Genomic DNA, 19,169 nt, shown 5'->3' with positions numbered 1-19,169 from the left:
GCGTGCGGCGGCCGTGTGGTACGCAGGCCCCCAGGCCTGATTCCGCATACCCACCCCAGGCAGGGAGCCGCCGTGCGCGTGACGCGAATCGTCGATCTGAGCCGCCCCATCGGGCCCGGCACCCAGGCGTTCCCCGGCGACCGGGCCCCGGAGCTCACGCGGTCGGCGACGCTGGCGGAGGAGGGGTACAACTCCACCGAACTGCACATGAGCACGCACAACGGGACGCACGCCGATGCGCCGTTCCACTTCCTCGCCGATGGCGCCCGGGTGGACGAGCTACCGCTGGAGCTGTTCACCGGACGCGCGGTGGTGGCCGACGTCCGCGGCCGCGGCGACCGCTCCCCCATCGCCGCCGCCGACCTCGGGCCCTGGCGGGGGCGCTTCGTGCCGGGCGCGGTGGTGCTGCTGCACACGGGCTGGTCGGCGCACTACGGGACGGACCGCTATTTCGACCACCCCTACCTCGCCGGGGACGCCGCGCGGATGCTGGTGGACGCGGGCGTGCGCACGATCGGGATCGACGCCCCCAGCCCCGACGAAACGCCCTTCGGGGCGCACCCCGGCAGCGGGTGGGACACCCACCTCGCCGTGCTCGGCGCGGGCGGCACGATCATCGAGAACCTGTGCGGCCTGGAGCTGCTGGACTTCCCCGACCCGTGGTTCTCGGCGTTTCCCCTGCGGCTGGACAGCGGCGACGGCGCCCCGGTGCGGGCGGTCGCGATGCGCTGGTCGGCCGACGGCTGAGCGCCCGCTGACGGGCGGCGCAGGTCGTGCCCCGGTGCCGCGGCGCACGGGCCACGGTCTCCGAAGCACGACCTAGCGCCAGGTGCTCTGGCTCCCGGTGGAGGTCGGCTGGCCGGCCGCGCCTCCGGGGTCGCCCACCGTGATGGCGTGCTCCACCAGCGTGATCAGGGTCGACTTGGTGGAGGCGCGGTCGCGCGCGTCGACCTGCACGATCGGGATGTCGGGGCTGAGCGTGAGGGCGTCGCGTACCTCGGCGGCGGCGTGCGGGTAGTACCCGTCGAACCCGTTGATCCCCACGACGAAGGGCAGCCGCGCCTCTTCGAAGTAGTCGATCGCCGGGAAGCAGTCGGCGAGGCGGCGGGTGTCGACCAGGACGACGGCACCGATGGCACCCTTGACGAGGTCGTCCCACATGAACCAGAAGCGGTGCTGGCCGGGCGTGCCGAACAGGTAGAGGATGAGGTCGGAGTCCAGGGACACCCGGCCGAAGTCCATCGCCACCGTGGTGGTCTGCTTGTCCGGCGTCTTGGCGAGGTCGTCGACCCCGACGCTCGCGCTGGTCATGACCGCTTCGGTCGTGAGGGGCACGATCTCGGAAACGGAGCCCACGAACGTCGTTTTACCGACACCGAAGCCTCCGGCGACGACGATCTTGACCGACGTCATCGCACTCGCCACAGCACCGCCTTCGTCGGCCGCGCTAGAGCTTGCGAAGTCCACTGAGCACCCTTTCAAGAAGGTTGGCATTGGGCCGGCTCTCGGTGTTGAGCGAGGACCTGATCTGGATCAGGCCCTGCTCCGACATGTCCGCCACGAGCACTCTCGCGACGCCGAGCGGGATCCGCAGCAGCGCGGAGACCTCGGCCACGGAGCGCCATTCACGGCACAGGTCGCTGATGGCCTGGCACTCCGGGGTGAGCGATCCGGTCTCGCCACGTGCGGTCGTCGTCGAGGAGATCAGCGCCTCCAGCGGGAGCTGGGACTTCGGCTTGGTCCGGCCCCTTGTGACAGCGTAGGGCCGCACCAGCGAGCTGGGGGCGTTGTTGGCCGCCGGCCTGGGTTGTTGGTCGACTGGTTGCTGGGTGGGTCGTTGAACGTCCGCGCCCGGACCGTCGGCAAGGGTCCTGGGGGTACCCGGCGCCTGTCCGAACCACGACGCGTTCCCGGCATCTCTGCTGTGAGGTGCCACCACTTCCTCCTGTGGGGTGGGGGTCAGTGGATTCCCGAGGTGCGCGCCGCCGGAGTCAGCGCCCTCCCGGCCCGCTCGACGAGCAGGGTCATCTCATACGCGACGAGCCCCAGGTCGCATTCCGCGGCGGCGAGGACGGCCAGGCAGGAACCGTCGCCGATGGACATGATGAGCAGCAGCCCACGCTCCATCTCCACGACGGTCTGCGCGACCGCTCCGCCCTCGAAGACGCGTGATGCGCCCTGGGTGAGGCTGGACAGACCCGAGGCGATGGCCGCCAACTGGTCGGCCCGGTCGGCTGGGAAACCGGCGGAGGCCGCCAGCGGCAGGCCGTCCGACGATACGACGATCGCGTGCGCGACATCCGGTACGCGATTCGCGAAGTCAGTGATCAGCCAGTTGAGCTCATTCACCGGTTGATTCATCTGCGCTCCTGTCCGTCCCAGCTTTCACGTCGGCCGTCCACGCAGGAGGCCGCCAGCCGAGTGTGCTTCTGTAGTGACCTTATGGGGTTGAATGTCGCGAGAAGTGCAGATGATGCTAATTCATGCCTCATCCGTGATCTCCGGCTGCCCCCGCGACAGGGCCCTCGGGCCGTGCCGCGGGTCGCCGGGCCATACCCGGACCTACCCGCGCTGAACACTAGTTCTCCTCGGACTGCTGCTCGCCGGTTCGGTTGCGTCCTTCACGGATCCCCTTCTGGAAGCCGGAGAAGCGGTTGCGCACGCGGTCCGCGGAACGCGCCGGAATCTGCTTGACGTTCTCCGGCTGGGGAGCCGTACCGGGGACAAGGTTTGCCTTAGGAACGCGTTTTGGCAACCCCGTACTCGTCAGACCGCCCGCAATGGGCTCCGAAGCGCTGCGCGCGGCCTTCCAGCCGCGGTCGGCCTCGGAGTGCCACTCGTCCTCGGTCCGCGCCTGATCAGGGCCACCGGTACGCGCCGCCGGCGCCTGTTCCGCGCCCGCCGCGGGGGCCGCCGCCGGCGGAGTGGCGGGCACGGGCCGCGAGTGCGGGCGGGGCCTGCGGTAGACGCCCGCGGCCCGGTCGCGGGGGGTCACCCTGCCGGCCGGCGGGGTGTCGGTCCCGCTGTCGGCGGTGGCCGCGGCGGCGCTCCGGCCGCCCTGGGCGTCGCCGTTGGAGCCGGCGCCGTTGACGTGCGGGATGGGGCCGGTCTCGGGTTCGGACACGGGCCCGCCGGTGCGCCGGCGGAACCAGTTGGACTCTATGGCGTCGAAGATCGGCAGCGCCTCGGCGGCGTGCTCCGGGGAGGGCGGCACGACCGTGTCGCGGCCCGCCGCGCCCCCGCCGTAGCGCCGGGACAGGTAGGCGGTGGAGCCGTAGCCCTCGCGGGTCTCGGGGTCGCCCGGCCGGGGGCCGGGGCGGTCGGTGCCCGAACGGTCGCGCGCGGCCGCCCAGACCCCGCCCGAGGGCTCCGGCTCGGCGTGCCAGGCGCGGGTCTCCTCGACGGGGCGGCGCTCCTGCTGCCGCTCCCCGCTCTCGGAGCGGTCCAGGGCGTCGCGCCCGCGGGCGGTGTCGGCCCCGTAGGAGGAGTAGGGCTCGACCCGGGGCTCCTGGGCACGCGGCACCTCAGGGACGGGCGGTTCGCTGCGCAGGGGCTCGGGTGCGGGCGGCGGTTCGGGGGCGGCGGCCGGAGTGGGTGCGTTCCAGCCGGTGCGCCACAGGTCCTCACCGCTGGGCGGGTGCTCGTCGGCGCGCCGGTCCTCGCCGCGGCGGCCGTTGCCGGCCGGCCCGGAGTCGTCGCCGGGCCGCGGCGAGACGCCGGGGCTGCGCTTGGGGAGGTCGCCGGCGCCGCTGCGCGGGGACGACCACATGTCGTCGGGCTCCGGCGGCGCCGGGCTGGCGGCGAAGGCCGCGGTGGCGTCGGCGAAGGTGTCGGGGGTTCCGGGTGCGGAGCCCGGGGACGGCGGCGCGGGCTGCTCGACCGGCGTGATCAGCAGGTCGGGCGGGAAGACCGCGGAGGCGGTGATGCCGCCGTTGTGGGCCTCCGACAGCCGCACCTGGATGCCGTGGCGGGCGGCCAGGCGGCTGACCACGAACAGGCCCATGCGCCGCGAGACGCCGACGTCGATGACGGGCGGCTCGGACAGGCGCATGTTGGTGGCGACGATCTCGTCGGGGGCCATGCCGATGCCGCTGTCGGTGACCTCGACCAGGACGCCGCCGCCGTCGAGCACCTGCGCGGACACCGAGACCTGGGTGTCCTGCGAGGAGAACGAGGTGGCGTTCTCGACCAGCTCGGCGACCAGGTGGATGACGTCGTTGACGGGGCGGCCCAGCACCGAGATGTGCGAGGGGGCCCGGACGTTGACGCGGTCGTACTGCTCGACCTCGGAGATCGCGCCGCGCAGCACGTCGACCAGCGGGACGGGCTGGGCCCACTTGCGGGTGTTGTCCTGGCCCGACAGGACCAGGAGGTTCTCGTTGTTGCGGCGCATGCGGGTGGCCAAGTGGTCGAGCGAGAACAGGTCCGACAGCCGGTCGGAGTCCTGCTCGCTCTGCTCCAGGCCGTCGATCAGCCGGAGCTGGCGCTCGACCAGGGTCTGGCTGCGGCGGGAGAGGTTGACGAACATCGCGTTGACGTTGCTGCGCAGGGCGGCTTCGTCGGAGGCCAGGCGCAGCGCCACCCGGTGGACTTCGTCGAAGGACCGGGCGACCTCGCCGATCTCGTCGTGGGAGGACACCCCGATGGGTTCGACCTCGACCTCGCCGGGTGCCGTGTTCATCTCCTGCATCCGGCTGATGGAGCCGGGCAGGTCGTCCTCTGCGATGCGCATGGCGCCCTCGCGCAGCGCGCGCAGGGGGCGCACGAGCGACCGCACCACCAGGGAGGTGATGATGCCGACCGCGATGATCACGCAGAGCACGACCAGGGAGTCGAGCACGGCCCGCATGAGTGCGGCCGACTGGAGGTCGGACGCCTGGCTCTCGACGGAGCCCGCCAGGGAGTCCTCGACCTGCTCCATGCGCTCCAGGGAGGTGGTGGCCACCCCCAGGTAGGACTGCGCGTTGTCGTCGTCGCTGATCCCGGTGAGCCGCTGGTCGGTCTCGGCGCGCATCATCACCCGCAGCCGGGTGGTGGCCATCTGGCTCACCTCGACGCCGGTGAACGTGGTGTCGAAGACCTGGCGCTGCTCGGGGGTGGCGCTGTTGCTGAAGTTCTGGATCTCGTTGTCGTAGCGCGCGCGGGCGCCGTCGACGGCCTCCTGCACGCCGCCCGACATCGTGCCGCGCACCAGGGAGTGCAGCATCAGCGCGGCCTCGTAGGACAGCTGCTCGCGCGCCCGGCCCAGGGCGGTCGTGGTGCGGACGCTCTCGCGCAGCTCGGTGTCCTCGGTGGATTCCGCGATGGTCTGGCTGAAGTCGCTCATCGCGGTGATGACCTGCCGGTACTTGGCGACGGTCGGCAGGACGGTGACGCGGGTGCTCTGGACCTCCTCGCGGATGGAGTCGAGGCCCTCGATGGCGGTCACCATGGACGACAGCCGGTCGGAGGCGAGCTCGGTGCCGGGGTCGCCCAGTGCGAGCACCGCCTGGTCGACCCTCTGCTGGGCCTGGAGGCTCAGCTCGACCTCGTCCTCCAGCGCGCCCCGCAGCTCGTCCGAGCGCAGCTGGTAGTTCGGGTTGTCGGCGATGTAGGCGGCGCTGGCGAGGCGCTCGCGGCCGAGCTGGTTGGCCAGCTCCACGACCGCCTCGTGCAGGACGGCCGTGTTCTCGATGCGCTCGTGGGTGAGCGTGTTGACGACGCCCTCGTAGACCCTCAGCCCGGCGAGGACCAGGGCCACGACCGTCGGGATGACGATGAGAGCGACGAGACGGGAGCGCACGCGCCAGTCGCGCGGCGCCCACCAGCGCACTTTGCGCTTCGAGGCTCCGGATCGCCCGGCCGGCGGCTCCTCATGACGGGAGTCTGCACCATCTTCTGTCGCTCGTGTCGACACGGACCCTCGCAACCTTTCGTGTCACCGCCTCGGGTGATGGACGTTTGGCCCCCCAAGAGTTGCCGCGGGCGCCCGGCGGAACCGTGGTGACTCCGGGGCCGGCCGGTCGGCGTGGCCGTGCACGGCGATCGGCGACGGATGGGGTGGGGATCGTCCGCGCCGGACGCGCCTCAAGAGGGGGAGAGGCGTCGAGCACCATAAACCATGAATGGTGCACGTGAGGTGGATAGCGTACCAATTAGCACAGAGGTATCCGAGACTCCGACGGCACCCAATCCGGAAGATCTTCGCAACCGGGACCTCCGCCACCACACGTTTCCGCCCATGATGCGTTGATCAGGGCGGTATCGGGCCGACCCCATCGGCCTCACCCATCACATAGATAACTTTTTGAACACACCGGTGACGATAGGTGATGTAACGGAGACTCTGTGCCAACGTGACACGTGACGACGGACATCGCTCACGGGCACGAGAGGGGTCACCGGTGACGCGCAGCCGAGGCGGTGCCCTCCTCCGGTCCGGCCCCGGCTTCCGGCCCGGCCGCGGCAGGGCCGCGCTCCGCGCCGCCCTCACCGCCGCCCTGGCCGCCGGGGCGGTCGCCGCCAGCGGGCCGCCCCCCGTCGCCTTCGCCGATCCCCCCGGCGACGACGACATCGACCGCGCCCGCGCCACCGAACAGGAGCGCGCCGACGCCGTGGGCGAGCTGACCGCCCGGCTCGCCGGGGTCCGGGCCGAGCTCGACGGCCTCTACGAGGAGGCCGACCGCGCGATCCTCGCCTACGGCGACGCCGTCGAGCGCCGCGACGACGCCGAGCGCCGGGCGCACTCGGCCCGTCGCGCCGCCGACGCCGCCGAGGAGGCCGGCGACGGTGCTCGCAGCGATGCCGCCGCCTACGCCGTCGCCGCCTACACAGGGGCCGACCTCGGCCCCATCGTCGCCTGGACCGCGGCCCGCGGCCCCCAGGAGGTCGTGGACCGCGGCTCCTACCTCGATCTGCTCAGCGGCCACCGCGGCCAGGTGCTCGACCGCGCCGACGCCGCAGGCGCCGCCACAGGGACGCTGGCGGACCGCGCCGCGCAGGCCGCCGAGGAGAGCCGGACGGCGGCCGACGACGCCGAGACGGCCAAGGAGGAGGCCCTGGAGGCCGTCACCGAGCAGGAGGGGGCGGTCGAGGGCATCCTCGCCGACCAGACGGAACTGGAGCTCTCCCTCGCGGAGGCGCGCGACCGCACCGATGCCCTGGAGCGCGAGAGGGAGCAGGCGCTCGACCGCGCCAAGGCGGCGGCCCGGGACGATTCCGGGGACGACACTCCCCCGGCCGCAACGGAGGCCGCCGCGCCCGCTGGCTGCGTGTCGGTGCGCACCGCCGGCTACGCCAACGGCCGCATCCCGGAGTCGGCGCTGTGCCCTCTCCCGCAGACCGGGGAGCGGCTGCGCGCCGATGCCGCCGCGGCCTTCATCGAGCTCGACGGCGCCTTCCGCAAGCGCTTCGGCCGCCCCATGTGCGTGGCCGACTCCTACCGGCCGCTGCACGAGCAGGTGCGCCTGTTCCGGGAGATGGCGGCCGGGATGGCGGCCAGCCCCGGCACGAGCACCCACGGCCTGGGCATCGCCGTGGACCTGTGCGGCGGCGTGAACGTCCACGGCTCCGCGGAGTACACGTGGATGATGGACCACGCCCCGCGCTACGACTGGCACAACCCCGCATGGGCGCAAAACGGATTCGAGCCCTGGCACTGGGAGTACACGGGCTGAGCGGGAGGTGCGGGCGGGGACTAGGCCCTGTTTTTCGGATCATTCCGGGCTCGCGACCACCAGACGCCGCCTCGCTGCGCCGATTGCGCTCGGACAGCCAACCAGGCTGACCTTCGCGAATCGGCTTGCGACGCGACGCCTGGACGGCCGCTCGCTATTCCGAAAGCATCCAAAAAACAGGACCTAGACCCCGGAGCCCACCCGGATCTCGAAGCCGCCCAGGGGGCCGCCGTCGACGAACAGCTCCTCGCCGGGCTCCAGGAGGCGGGTCTCGGCCGGCAGGCTCGCCACCACGCCGCCGCCTCTGTGCTCGGCGGGCACCCAGCCCAGGCCGCCGTCGATCTCGGCGCGGGCCAGCTCGGTGTCGTCCACCGAGGCGGTCACGCGCAGGTCCGTGCCGTCGAACTCGTCGCCGGTGACGACCGCCGGGCCCAGGGTCAGCGCCACCGGCCCTTGGCCGGGGGTACGCCACAGGCAGGCGGGCGCGTAGCCCGCGTGGCGGCCTCCGGCACCGAAGAGCGCGGCCGCGCCCACGGCGGCCGACGCCGCCTGCGCGCCGGGCGGCAGGCCGGCACCGTCGTCGGTCCCGCGGACCAGCGCGGGGTCAAGAGTGGTCCACGCCCCGCCGATGAGGGCGGGAACGGGCCCCGCGGGGCGGACCGGGGCGCACAGCCGGGTCTCGAACTCCACGATGATCTCCACCGGCGCGGCCAGCGCGCGCTGGAAGGCACCGCCGAGCGCCCCGCCGTTCTCGGCCAGCAGCTCGGGGAGGCTCTGCCCGCCGGGGTAGCCGAACACGCAGCCGTCGTCGATGACCCCCGGCCGCTCGTTGCCCCCGCTCGGCGACAGATAGGTGACCCAGCGCATGACGTATCCCCTCCCCCTGCGAGCGGCCGCATCCGGCCGCCGGCTCCCTCCTGCACGGTATCCCGGCCCGGGGACCTCCACGTACCGGGACCGGTGCCGGTCCGGGCCGTGCGGGTGATGGGCGGCGGCACCGTCCGATACCGCGATGGCCCGCCCGGCCGGCGGGGAGCATGGCATGGTTGGACCATGCACTACCACGGTTTCATGTGGCGGGGGCCCGAAGAGCAGCGCGCGCGGCACAGAGCCGCGAGCCACATCGACGGCCCCGGCTTCCGGTCGTCGGACATCCCGCCGATCAAGACCTGCTGGTGGCTGCGTCGCCCCGCGCACGCGGTCCGCGGCACGTGGGACGACGCCGACGGCGCGGTCGGCTGGATGGCCGGCCAGTACGCCGACATCTCCGATGTGCTGAGGGATCCCGAGCCCTTCTGGAAACCGGACGAGCGACGCCGTGAGGCGGCGATCAGGGACCTGTCCGACGGCCGCGACGTGGCGTGGGGCTACCTGCTCGACGACGGTGAGCGCGCGTTCATCGCGACCGTCTGCTGCTCCCCCAACGCCTGGGAGGACATCCGCTGCCCGCTGGCGTCGGATCCGGCCTGAGGTGCCGGGCGGCTCCGGGGCTGGTTTCCCGTTCCGGGATCACCCCGCTGCGACGTGGAGGTGCTCCTTCCCCGTACCGGTGCACATCCGGCACTCCTCCTCGACGCGCTTCCACGAGATCATGCCGTCGCCGTCCTGGACCGGCATCTCGGGGCGCCACAGCCCGGATCCCGCGCAGTAGTGGCACAGCAGATCACCGCGGCTGCACCACGGGCAGTCGGTGAGCGCACAGCACTGGCGCGTTCGGGCATCCATCCCGTCCCCCGATCCTCTCCCACCGCTCCCGGACCGCAAGGGTCCCGACCCGCCCTGCCGGCACCGGGGTGCCCTCTCATCGCACCGCAGAAGCGTGCACAGCGTCGCACAGTCGGTCACCGGCCGTCCAGGGTTCGCGGCCCGGCTCCGGGAGCGCCGCATCAGGCGGTCTCGCGCACCACCAGGTGGGGGTCGAGGATGAGCCGGTTGGAGGAGGTGGCGCCGGGGATGACGCTGTCGGCCAGCAGCCGCGCCATCTCCCCGCCCATGCGCGTGGTGGGCTGGTGCACGGTGGTCAGCGGAGGGTCGCTGTGGAGGGCGAAGGTGGAGTCGTCGTAGCCGATGACGGCCACGTCGTCGGGGATGCGGCGGCCCGATGCGCGCAGCACGCGCATGGCGCCCAGGGCCATCGGGTCCGACGCGGCGAACACGCCGTCGACATCGGGCGCGGTCTCCAGCAGCCGGCGCATGGCCGCCTCGCCGCTCTCGAAGCTGAAGTCGCCGAAGGCGGCCAGCTCGTCGGGCGCGGAGCGTCCGGCGTCCTCCAGCGCCGCCCGGTACCCGGTGAGCCTGTCCTCCCCCGCGCCCATGTCCTGCGGCCCGGCGACGGTGGCGATGCGCTCGCGCCCGGTGGTGATCAGCCGCTCGGTGGCCATCCGAGCGCCGCCGACGTTGTCGATGTCGACGTAGTGGATGGGGTGGCGGGTCTGCCACTGCGGCCGGCCGCCGATCACACAGGGCACCCCCGCTTCGGCCAGCCGGTCGGGCAGCGGGTCGTGGCGGTGCATCGACACCAGGAGCACGCCGTCGACGTGGTGGCCGGTCAGGTAGTCGCCCAGCCGGTCGTGCTCGTCCGCGGAGCGCGCGGTGGTGAGCATGAGTTGAAGCTCACGCTCGTTGAGCACCGCGCTGACCCCGCGGACCACATCGGCGAAGAAGGGCTGGGCGAAGAGCCGCTCGTCGGGTTCGGAGACGACGAGGGCGACGGTGTCGGTGCGCCGGGTGACCAGGGTCCGGGCGGCGTGGTTGGGCACGTAGCCCAGCTCGGCGATCGCGGCCCGCACCGCCTCGCGCGTCGCCGGGCTGACCTGCTCGGACCCGTTGATGACGCGTGAGACGGTGCCGCGCCCGACCCCCGCGCGCGCGGCCACCATCTCCAGCGTCGGCCGTCGGCCACCGTTCATGACGCACCCTCCCGGTCCCCCGTGCCACGGTCGGGCGCGCTCCCCTGGCGCGCCCCTCCCACCATTACACCGCTATCCGGGCAGCTCTCCGGCCCGCGCGACCTGCGCATACCAGCGGCCGCTGTCCTTGATGCGGCGGCGCTGGGTCGCGTAGTCGACGTGGACCAGCCCGAAACGCTGGCTGTAGCCCCAGGCCCACTCGAAGTTGTCCAGCAGTGACCAGGCGAAATACCCCGCCAGCGGCGCCCCGGCCTTCATGGCCTCGCGCACGGCGCGCAGGTGGCCGTCCAGGTAGGCCACGCGGTCGGGGTCGTGGACGGCGTCGTCGTCGCCGACCTGGTCGGGGTAGGCGGCGCCGTTCTCGATGATGTAGATCGGCACCCCCGGTGCGTCGCCCGCCAGCCGGGTGAGCACGTCGTAGAGGCCGGAGGGGTCGACCTCCCAGCCGATCCCGGTGCGCGGCAGCCCGTGCCACACGAAGGTGACGTCCTCGCACCCCACGTAGGCGCCGCTGTCGCCTCCGCTTGCGATGTCGGCCGGGTCGATGCCGCGGTCGGAGGCCGCGACCCAGTGGGGGGTGTAGAAGTTGACCCCGACCAGGTCCAGCGGGGCGGCGATGATGGGCAGGTCGCCGTCCTTGACGAAGGCGAAGTCGCTCACCGGCGCCAGGTCGTCCAGGACGTCGTGGGGGTAGGCGCCCTGGAACAGCGGGCCGTGGAAGATCCGGTTGCGCACGCCGTCGGCCCGCCGCACGGCGGTGATGTCGGCGGGGTCGGTGGAGTTGGGCCGCAGCGTCGTGGGGTTGAGCACGAGGCCGACCCGGCGCGCCTGGCCGGTCCCGCCCTGGCCTTCGCGCAGCGCCGCCGCCGCCAGGCCGTGGCCGAGCATCAGGTGGTGGGCCGCTGCCAGCGCCGCGGCGGGTTCGCGGCGGCCCGGGGCGTGTGCGCCGTCGGCATAGCCCAAGAACGCCGCGCACCACGGCTCGTTCACGGTGGTCCAGGTGCCGACCCGGTCGCCCAGGGCGTCGCGCATGACCTCGGCGAAGTCGGCGAAGCGGTAGGCGGTGTCGCGGGCCGGCCAGCCCCCAGCGTCCTCCAGCGCCTGGGGCAGGTCCCAGTGGTAGAGGGTGGGCCAGGGGTCGATGCCGGCGTCGAGCAGGGCGTCGACCAGCCGGTCGTAGAAGTCCAGCCCGGCCTGGTTGACCCGGCCGCCGCCCTCGGGCAGGACGCGGGGCCAGGCGATGGAGAACCGGTAGGCGCCGAGCCCGAGTTCGCGCATGATCGCGATGTCCTCGGGATAGCGGTTGTAGTGGTCGCCGCCGGGTTCGCCGGTGTCGCCGTCGACGACGTTGCCCGGGGTCTCGGAGAAGGTGTCCCAGATGCTGCGCCCGCGGCCGTCGGCGGTGGTGTTGCCCTCGACCTGGAAGGCCGAGGTGGAGGCGCCCCAGACGAAGCCGGCGGGGAAGCGCACCGCGGGGGCGGCTCCGGGGGCCGGGGCCTGCTGGGCGACAGGGGACGTCGGGAGTCGAGTCACGCTTTGATCGCTCCTTCCATGATGCGGCCGACGAGCTGCCGGCCGAGCACGACGAAAATGATCAGCAGTGGCAGGGTGGCGAACGTCGCACCGGTGAACATCAGGGCGAAGTCGCGGGAGTAGGCCGACTCGTTGAGCTGGTTGATGGAGAACTGGACGGTGGGGTTGTCCGGGTTGAGGACGGCCAGCGCCCAGATGAACTCGTTCCAGACCTGCATGAAGGTGAGCAGCCCCAGCACGACCATGGCGGGGCGCAGGGCGGGCAGCACGACGCTCCAGTAGATGCGGAACGTGGAGCAGCCGTCGATGCGCGCCGCCTCGATCAGTTCGTCGGGCACGGTCTGCTGGACGTACTGGCGCATCATGAACACGCCGAACCCGCTGACCAGGAACGGGACGATGACGGCCTGGAGGTCGCCCCGCCAGCCCAGCCAGTCCATCATGATCAGCAGCGGGATGACCCCGACCTGAACCGGCACCGCCATGGTGACGACCACCGCGACGGTGAAGAAGGTGCGGCCGGCGAACTTCAGCTTGGCCAGGGCGAAGCCGGCCAGCGAGCAGAAGAAGACCACCGACACCGACACCGTGGTCGCGGCGATCAGCGAGTTCGCCAGGCCGGTGGTGAAGTTGGCGGTGGTGTTGGCGAACAGCCGCTCCATGTTGGCGAGGAACTGGCCGCCGGGCACGAGCGCGGGCGGGAACTGCGACGCCGAGGCGCTGTCGCGGGTGGCGATGACGAACATCCACCACAGCGGGAACACCGAGGTCAGGACGGTGAGCAGCAGCGCGAGGTAGGTGAGCTGGGTGGCTTCGCGCATCCGGCGCATGCGCCCGGAGCGGCGCGGGGTGCGCGGTGCGCGGCCGCCCGCGGGCGGGGAGATCGTCGCGGTGGTCATCATGCCCCCCTGATCCGGCTCGTCAGTGCGACGTTGATCAGCCCGAGGACGACGACCAGCAGGAACAGCACCCACGCGATGGCCGACCCGTAGCCGTAGTTGCCGTAGCGGAACGCCTCCTGGAAGACGAGCATCATCACCGTCTGGAACTGGCCCTGGGTGCCGCCCTGCATGGCGCCGCCGGTGTCGAAGATCGCGGGCTCGGTGAACAGCTGCATCTGGCCGATCGTGGAGATGATGACGGTGAAGATGATGGTCGGCCGCAGCATCGGGATGGTGATCTGGAAGAACTGGCGGATCCGCGAGGCCCCGTCGAGCGCGGCCGCCTCGTAGACGTCCTTGGGCACGGCCTGCATGGCCGCCAGGTAGATGAGGGCGTTGTAGCCGGTCCAGCGCCAGTCGATCATCACCGCGATGGCGACCCAGGAGAAGTACTTGTCGCCGCGCCAGTTGACCGCGTCGATCCCGAGGTAGCCGAGCGCCTGGTTGATGATGCCGTACTCCGATCCGAACAGCTGGCTGAAGACGATCGCCAGTGCCGCGATGGAGGTGATGTAGGGCAGGATCAGCACCATGCGGAACATGGACTGGCCCTTGATGCGCCGGTTGAGGACGTCGGCGAGGGCCAGCGCCAGCAGGAGCTGGGGGACGACGGCGACGATGAAGATGCCGATCGTGTTGTACAGCGCCATCCAGAACTTGGCGTCACCGGCCAGGCGGACGTAGTTGTCCAGCCCGATGAAGCCCTCGTTGCCGCCGATCAGGCTCCACTCGTGGAAGGACACCCAGACCGTGTAGAGCAGCGGGAACAGCCCGAACACCCCGAAGAGCAGGAAGAACGGGGCGATGAACAGGTAGGGGGACCCTTTGAGGTCGAGGCGGGAGAGCAACCGGCCGCTGCCCGCGCCGCGGCGCGGGGTGCCGGAGGCCGAGGGGCGCCGTCCCTCGGGGGTGCCCGCGCTCGGCGGCGCGGGCGGTGGGGCGCCGTGCCGGGTCGAGGCCACGTCGCGCTCCTTTCCGTCGGTGGGCTGGGGGGCGGCTCCGGGCGGCCGCCGCGGGTCCGCGCCCGCGCGGCCGCTCCCGGGCCCGCCCCGGAGTGGCGGCCCGGTGCCGGGCGCGGCGTGGACGCCGCCGCCGGAGGGAAGGTCCGGGCCGCCGGGTCGGTCGGGGTCAGCCTTCGCCGAGGGCGCGCTCGGAGTCGGCCACGGCGGTGTCCCAGCCCTCGTCGGCCGTCGCCTGGCCCTGTTCGACCGATTCCAGGGCCGCGCGGAAGGCGTCGTCGATGGCCTGGTTGTCGGGGCCGTAGTAGACGGGGGACAGCTGCGAGGCCGAGGCGCCGTAGATCTCACCCACGGGGGCGTCGTTGAAGTAGGGCCGGGTGAAGTCGGTGACGTCGGCGCTCTCCAGCGCTTCGGGCGAGGAGGGCAGGACGTTGGCCTCGTTCCAGGCGCCGAGCTGGCCCTCGGCGCTGGTCAGGAACTTGGCCAGTTCGGCCGCCTCCTCGGGGTGCTCGCTCTGCGCGGGCACGGCGAGGAAGGAGCCGCCCCAGTTGCCGCTGCCGCCGGGGACCGCGGCGACGTCCCACTGGTTCTCGCCGGCGTCGCCCGCGGTGCTCTCGATGTGGCCGAGCATCCAGGCCGGGCAGGGCAGGGTCGCGAAGGCGTTGTTCTGGATGCCCGCGTTCCACTCCTCCGACCAGATCGGCAGGTTGGCCGAGAGCCCGGCGTCGGCCATGGCGGTGACGGTGTCGTAGGCGGCGCGGGTGTCGGCGTTGTCCTCGACCACCAGGTCGCCTTCGGGGTTCTGGAAGGGGGCACCGCCGGCCTGCGCGGTGACCGCGCGGAAGTAGGGCTGGATGGTGGAGACGAAGCTCGCGCCGGTGTCCGCCGCCGCGAAGTCCTCACCGGTGGCGATGAAGTCCTCCCAGGTGGGCCAGAGCTCGCCGACCTCCTCGCGGTCGGTGGGCAGGCCGGCGTCCTCGAACAGCGAGACGTTGTAGCAGACGCCCATGCTGCCGATGTCGGTGCCGAGCCCGATGAGGCGGCCGTCGAAGCTGTGCCCCTGCTCCCACTTCCACTCCAGGAAGTCGCCCTCCAGGTCGGCGCCGCCGTGCTCGTTGAGGTCCACGAAGCGGTCTGCCTGGGCGAGGAACTGGGCGATGTTGGCCTCTTCGATGGCGACCACGTCGCCGGCCCCGCCGTCGGCGGCGATGTTCTGCTGGAGTTGCGGCGTGTAGTCGGCGAGGTCGGTGATGTTGCGTTCCTCGACGGTGACGCCGGGGTTCTCCTCCTCGAACTGGCTGATCAGCTCGTCGTAGCCCATTACACCGAAGGTGTCGATCACCAGCTCGACGTCACCCCCGGCCCCGTCTCCACCTCCGCAGGCGGTGCTCACGAGCAGTGCCCCGCCGCCCAGCATCGCGGCGACCACCCGGGCACCGCGCACACGCTTAGTCATCATGCGACCCCTAACGAATCGGAGAAGTGCATCTCGATCGCGTCCCGGTACCCCTGCATGGGAGCGCTCCCATAAGAGAACTGGCTCACAGACACGCAGTCAATCCCCAGGCGCCGCCGAGACTCAACCGTTACCCGCCGGGCCCACCGCCACGCAGTGTCACGAAACGCGACGGGGCGCCCGCACCGAAGTACGGGCGCCCCGTTTCACACCTGGGCACACGGGCCGCGCTCAGCCCCAGGGGCCGCGCGGCACCGCCGGGCGTCAGGCGTCGGCGTCGAGCGGGATGACGACGCCCTGCCACTGCTCCTCGATGAACGTGCGGACCTCGTCGCTGTGCAGCAGCTCGTTGAGGGTCGCGATGTCCTCGTTGTCGGCGTCGGCGGCGGACACGACCAGCCCGTTGCCGTAGGGGTTGTCCTCGGTGTCCTCCCAGGCCAGCGCGTTGGCGGCCTCGGGCAGGTCCGCCTCGAGGGCGTAGTTGCCGTTGACCACCGCGGCGTCGACGTCGGCCAGCGAGCGCGGCAGCTGCGCGGCCTCGACCGGGACCAGCTCCAGGTCCTGCGGGTTGTCCTGGACGTCGTTCTCGGTGGCGGTGTCGCCGGCCTCGGGGTCGAGCGTGATGAGCTCCTGGGACTCCAGCAGCTTGAGCGCGCGGTCGAGGTTGGCGGGGTCGTTGGGGATGCCCACCTGCGCTCCGTCGGGCAGGTCGGCGATGTCCTCGATGTCCTCCGAGTACAGGCCGAAGGCCTCCAGGTGGACGTTGGCGACCCAGCTCAGGTCGGCGTCGGGGTTGGCCGCCAGGTACTCGTCCAGGAACGGGACGTTCTGGAAGTAGTTGGCGTCGATCTCGCCTTCGGTGAGTGCGGCGTTGGGCTGGTTGTAGTCGGTGAACTCGACGATCTCGATGTTCAGCCCGGCGTCGGCCGCCAGCTCGTCCTGGACGAACTGGAGGATCTCGGCGTGGGGCACGGGCGAGGCCCCCACGCGCAGGGTGGTGCGGTCGCCGCCGCCCCCGTCGTCCTGCGCCTGCTCGCTCGGGCTGCCGCACGCGGCGACGGCCGTGGTGAGCGTCGCGGCTCCGATGATGGCCCAGATCTTGCGCACGTGTGTGCTCCTTCGTTTCGGTGTGGCCTCCGCCGGCCGGGTGGTCGGGGTGGTCGGTTCCGGGTCCGGCGCGCTTGTGGCGGCCGGGCCCGCGGAGGGCGGCGGACCGGACGGCACCGCCCGGGGTCAGCGGTGGGACAGCCGCCTGATCAGCAGGTCGCCGATGCTCTGCGCGGCTTGGACGACGATGACGAGGAGGACGACCGTCGCCCACAGGTAGTACTCGTCGAAGCGCTGGTAGCCCTCGCGGATGGCGATGTCGCCGAGCCCGCCGCCGCCGATGGCCCCGGCCATGGCGGAGTAGGAGATGAGCGCGACGACCGTCATGACCAGCCCCGCGATCAGGCCGGGCAGCGCCTCGGGGAGCAGCACCTTGCCCACGATGGTGGTCTTGCGCGCGCCCATGGCGTGGGCGGCCTCGATGACGCCGCGGTCGACTTCGCGCAGCGCGGTCTCCACCAGGCGGGCGAAGAAGGGGATGGCGCCGATGCTCAGCGGCACGATGGCCGCCGTGGGGCCCAGTGTGGTGCCGATCAGCAGCCGGGTCAGCGACAGGACGGCCACCATGAGCACGATGAACGGCAGGGAGCGTCCGACGTTGACGATCGCGCCGAGCACCGCCTTGACCGCCGGGGCGGGCGTGAGGCCGCCGCGGTCGGTCGTGACCAGCAGCACGCCCAGGGGCAGGCCCACCAGGGAGCTGATCACCGTCGACCACAGCACCATGTAGAGGGTGTCGAGGGTGCCGATCCACAGCACGGGCCCCATGTCGGGCCACCGCTCGATGAGTTCGGTCAGCCAGCTCATCGGCCCGCCACCTCCACCAGCAGCCCCTTGCCGCTGAGATAGTCCAGCGCGGCGTCCCGGTTGGCGCCGCTGATCTGCACGTTGAGCCGGCCCACGGACACCCCGGAGACTGCTTCCACGGCCCCGCCGAGGACGTTGACGTCGACGTCGAAGCGGCGGGTCAGCTCCGACATCAGCGGTTCGTCGTAGGCCCGGGTGTAGGTGAGGGCGACGGTGTCCTCCGGCAGCCCGGAGCCGGGCAGCGGGAACAGCGAGCGCGCCAGCAGCGACCCGGGGGTGGCGAGCAGGTCGAGCACCCGGCCCGACTCGGTGAAGGCGCCGGACTCCATGATCGCGGCGGAGTCGCAGATCCGCTTGATCACGTCCATCTCGTGGGTGATCAGCAGGATGGTCAGGCCCAGCTCGCGGTTGAGGTCGCGCAGCAGCTCCAGGATCGAGGCGGTGGTCGCCGGGTCCAGCGCCGAGGTGGCCTCGTCGCTGAGCAGGACCTTGGGCCGCGACGCCAGGGCGCGGGCGATGCCCACGCGCTGCTTCTGCCCGCCGGAGAGCTGGGCGGGGTAGGCGCCGGCCTTGTCGGCCAGGCCGACCAGTTCCAGCAGCTCACCGACCCGGCGCCGGCGCTCGGCCCGCGCCACCCCGGCGATCTCCAGCGGGAACGCCACGTTGGCCGCGACGGTGCGCGACGACAGCAGCGCGAAGTGCTGGTGCACCATGCCGATCCCGCGCCGTGCGGCGCGCAGCCGCGCGCCGCCCAGGCCGGTCAGCTCCTCGCCGCCGACGGCCACGGTGCCGGCCGTTGGGCGCTCCAGCAGGTTCACGCAGCGCAGCAGGGTGCTCTTGCCGGCACCGCTCTGCCCCACGACACCGAAGATCTCGCCTTGGCGGACATGGAGGTCGACACCGTCGAGGGCGAGGACCTCGCGGCGTTTCACCCGGTAGACCTTGCGCAGGCCCACAGCGTCTATCACTGGCTTCCTCAATGCTCGGCTCAGAGTGGATCCGCACACGCCGGAGGCCCGGGACTGCGCGGGGGTGGGAACGGTCCGGGCCGCAGGCGCCCATGGCAGAGCGTACGGAGCGGAAGGTTCCGGTGCGGGGGGCGACGCGCTGGCGGCGGAAGGGCCGGGCGGGCCCCCGGGGAGACGGGAGGCGGATCAGCGGCGCGCGGTACAACCGCCGGCCGCGCCGTCCCCCTGGGGACAGCGCCGTGACCCGCCGCACATGGCGGAGCGGGCGGCGGTGACGGTGCCGTGATCACGAGAGTCCACAAAGCCACCTAACCATACCGAAATGATGGAAATAGCGCTGATATGCACGAACAGCGGGTAACGTTCACCACATTCTCCCGCGCGGCGCCGCCCGGCACGTCCGCGGGGCGGGCGATCCCGCCGTCACCCTCCGGGGTCGGATATGAACCGATCCACCCCTGTGCCCCGTGTCCCCCTAAACTCGACACGGCGACCTAGGACGGACACCGGATTGCACATCGCATGGTGACCGGCGAACGGGACCACCGCGATCTTCCGCGCCGCCCGGCCTGCCCCTGAACACAGGCCGGCGCCGTCCGTGAGCCCGGCCGTGCCCTTGCACGCGCCCCGGCCGCCGAGCATCCAGACAACGTGTCGCGAAGGTGCGCCCCGCCACCGCGGAGCCCCCTCGCGCCAGCCGAGGAGCGACGACCTGGTGGAGCCCCAACGACCGACCGGTGAGACCGATTTCGCCGACTTCTGGGCGGCCGACCCGCCGTGCCCGCGCGAGTGGCCGGCCATCGGCCCGGCCGCGGGCCGCACGACGGCGGCGGC

At 72.2% G+C, this 19,169-nt stretch carries 17 protein-coding genes; 3 read left to right on the top strand and 14 right to left on the bottom strand.

Annotation, left to right across the window (positions count from 1 at the left end; all coding sequences use genetic code 11):
* Positions 1-72 precede the first annotated feature (72 nt).
* On the top strand, positions 73-747 hold the full coding sequence (locus tag ACFOVU_RS07410) for a cyclase family protein (RefSeq protein ID WP_378531090.1): 675 nt from the start codon (positions 73-75) through the stop codon (positions 745-747).
* Between the two features lie 72 nt (positions 748-819).
* Here ACFOVU_RS07410 and ACFOVU_RS07405 read toward each other — a convergent pair whose 3' ends face one another.
* The 4 genes from ACFOVU_RS07405 to ACFOVU_RS07390 all read right to left on the bottom strand — a co-directional run bounded on the left by ACFOVU_RS07405 (position 820) and on the right by ACFOVU_RS07390 (position 5,812).
* The gene (locus ACFOVU_RS07405) at positions 820-1,413 is read right to left on the bottom strand and encodes a GTP-binding protein (protein WP_378531221.1); all 594 of its coding nucleotides are present in this window, start codon (positions 1,411-1,413) and stop codon (positions 820-822) included.
* Between the two features lie 34 nt (positions 1,414-1,447).
* Positions 1,448-1,939: a DUF742 domain-containing protein gene (locus ACFOVU_RS07400; protein WP_378531089.1), complete on the bottom strand. Its 492-nt coding sequence runs from the start codon at positions 1,937-1,939 to the stop codon at positions 1,448-1,450.
* A gap of 20 nt (positions 1,940-1,959) precedes the next feature.
* On the bottom strand, positions 1,960-2,361 hold the full coding sequence (locus ACFOVU_RS07395; protein ID WP_378531087.1) for a roadblock/LC7 domain-containing protein: 402 nt from the start codon (positions 2,359-2,361) through the stop codon (positions 1,960-1,962).
* Positions 2,362-2,578: 217 nt separating this feature from the next.
* Positions 2,579-5,812 carry a sensor histidine kinase gene (locus ACFOVU_RS07390; protein WP_378531086.1) on the bottom strand — a complete coding sequence of 1,078 codons (3,234 nt, stop codon included), beginning with the start codon at positions 5,810-5,812 and terminating at the stop codon, positions 2,579-2,581.
* A gap of 571 nt (positions 5,813-6,383) precedes the next feature.
* Between ACFOVU_RS07390 and ACFOVU_RS07385 the strand changes: the two genes are divergently transcribed.
* A complete protein-coding gene (locus ACFOVU_RS07385) occupies positions 6,384-7,655 on the top strand; it encodes a D-alanyl-D-alanine carboxypeptidase family protein (protein ID WP_378531084.1) in 1,272 nt (423 codons plus the stop codon).
* A gap of 183 nt (positions 7,656-7,838) precedes the next feature.
* Here the strand turns inward: ACFOVU_RS07385 and ACFOVU_RS07380 are convergent, their stop codons facing one another.
* Positions 7,839-8,522: a hypothetical protein gene (locus ACFOVU_RS07380; protein WP_378531082.1), complete on the bottom strand. Its 684-nt coding sequence runs from the start codon at positions 8,520-8,522 to the stop codon at positions 7,839-7,841.
* 186 nt (positions 8,523-8,708) lie between these two features.
* Between ACFOVU_RS07380 and ACFOVU_RS07375 the strand changes: the two genes are divergently transcribed.
* Positions 8,709-9,125 carry a hypothetical protein gene (locus ACFOVU_RS07375; protein WP_378531081.1) on the top strand — a complete coding sequence of 139 codons (417 nt, stop codon included), beginning with the start codon at positions 8,709-8,711 and terminating at the stop codon, positions 9,123-9,125.
* 39 nt (positions 9,126-9,164) lie between these two features.
* On the opposite strand, the gene ACFOVU_RS07370 is transcribed toward ACFOVU_RS07375, so the two are convergent.
* From ACFOVU_RS07370 to ACFOVU_RS07330, 9 genes are all read right to left on the bottom strand, one after another.
* The gene (locus ACFOVU_RS07370; RefSeq protein WP_378531080.1) at positions 9,165-9,380 is read right to left on the bottom strand and encodes a hypothetical protein; all 216 of its coding nucleotides are present in this window, start codon (positions 9,378-9,380) and stop codon (positions 9,165-9,167) included.
* A gap of 161 nt (positions 9,381-9,541) precedes the next feature.
* Entirely contained in the window at positions 9,542-10,564 is a 1,023-nt protein-coding gene (locus tag ACFOVU_RS07365; RefSeq protein WP_378531079.1) for a LacI family DNA-binding transcriptional regulator, read from the bottom strand.
* Between the two features lie 72 nt (positions 10,565-10,636).
* A complete protein-coding gene (locus ACFOVU_RS07360; RefSeq protein ID WP_378531219.1) occupies positions 10,637-12,034 on the bottom strand; it encodes a GH1 family beta-glucosidase in 1,398 nt (465 codons plus the stop codon).
* 59 nt (positions 12,035-12,093) lie between these two features.
* On the bottom strand, positions 12,094-12,999 hold the full coding sequence (locus ACFOVU_RS07355) for a carbohydrate ABC transporter permease (RefSeq protein ID WP_378531078.1): 906 nt from the start codon (positions 12,997-12,999) through the stop codon (positions 12,094-12,096).
* Complete coding sequence (locus ACFOVU_RS07350) at positions 12,996-13,886, bottom strand: carbohydrate ABC transporter permease (protein WP_378531217.1); 891 nt, start codon at positions 13,884-13,886, stop codon at positions 12,996-12,998. Before ACFOVU_RS07350 ends, ACFOVU_RS07355 begins: the two co-directional genes overlap by 4 nt.
* A gap of 280 nt (positions 13,887-14,166) precedes the next feature.
* Positions 14,167-15,456: an extracellular solute-binding protein gene (locus ACFOVU_RS07345; RefSeq protein WP_378531077.1), complete on the bottom strand. Its 1,290-nt coding sequence runs from the start codon at positions 15,454-15,456 to the stop codon at positions 14,167-14,169.
* Between the two features lie 261 nt (positions 15,457-15,717).
* A complete protein-coding gene (locus tag ACFOVU_RS07340) occupies positions 15,718-16,560 on the bottom strand; it encodes a MetQ/NlpA family ABC transporter substrate-binding protein (protein ID WP_378531075.1) in 843 nt (280 codons plus the stop codon).
* Between the two features lie 126 nt (positions 16,561-16,686).
* Positions 16,687-17,367 (bottom strand): methionine ABC transporter permease, encoded by a 681-nt coding sequence (locus ACFOVU_RS07335; protein WP_378531073.1) that lies wholly within the window; start codon positions 17,365-17,367, stop codon positions 16,687-16,689.
* Positions 17,364-18,323: a methionine ABC transporter ATP-binding protein gene (locus ACFOVU_RS07330; RefSeq protein WP_378531215.1), complete on the bottom strand. Its 960-nt coding sequence runs from the start codon at positions 18,321-18,323 to the stop codon at positions 17,364-17,366. Before ACFOVU_RS07330 ends, ACFOVU_RS07335 begins: the two co-directional genes overlap by 4 nt.
* Between the last annotated feature and the right edge of the window lie 846 nt (positions 18,324-19,169).

The organism is Nocardiopsis sediminis, assembly GCF_042650565.1.
Lineage (GTDB): Bacteria > Actinomycetota > Actinomycetes > Streptosporangiales > Streptosporangiaceae > Nocardiopsis_B > Nocardiopsis_B sediminis.
This window is presented reverse-complemented; position numbering and strand designations above follow the sequence as displayed.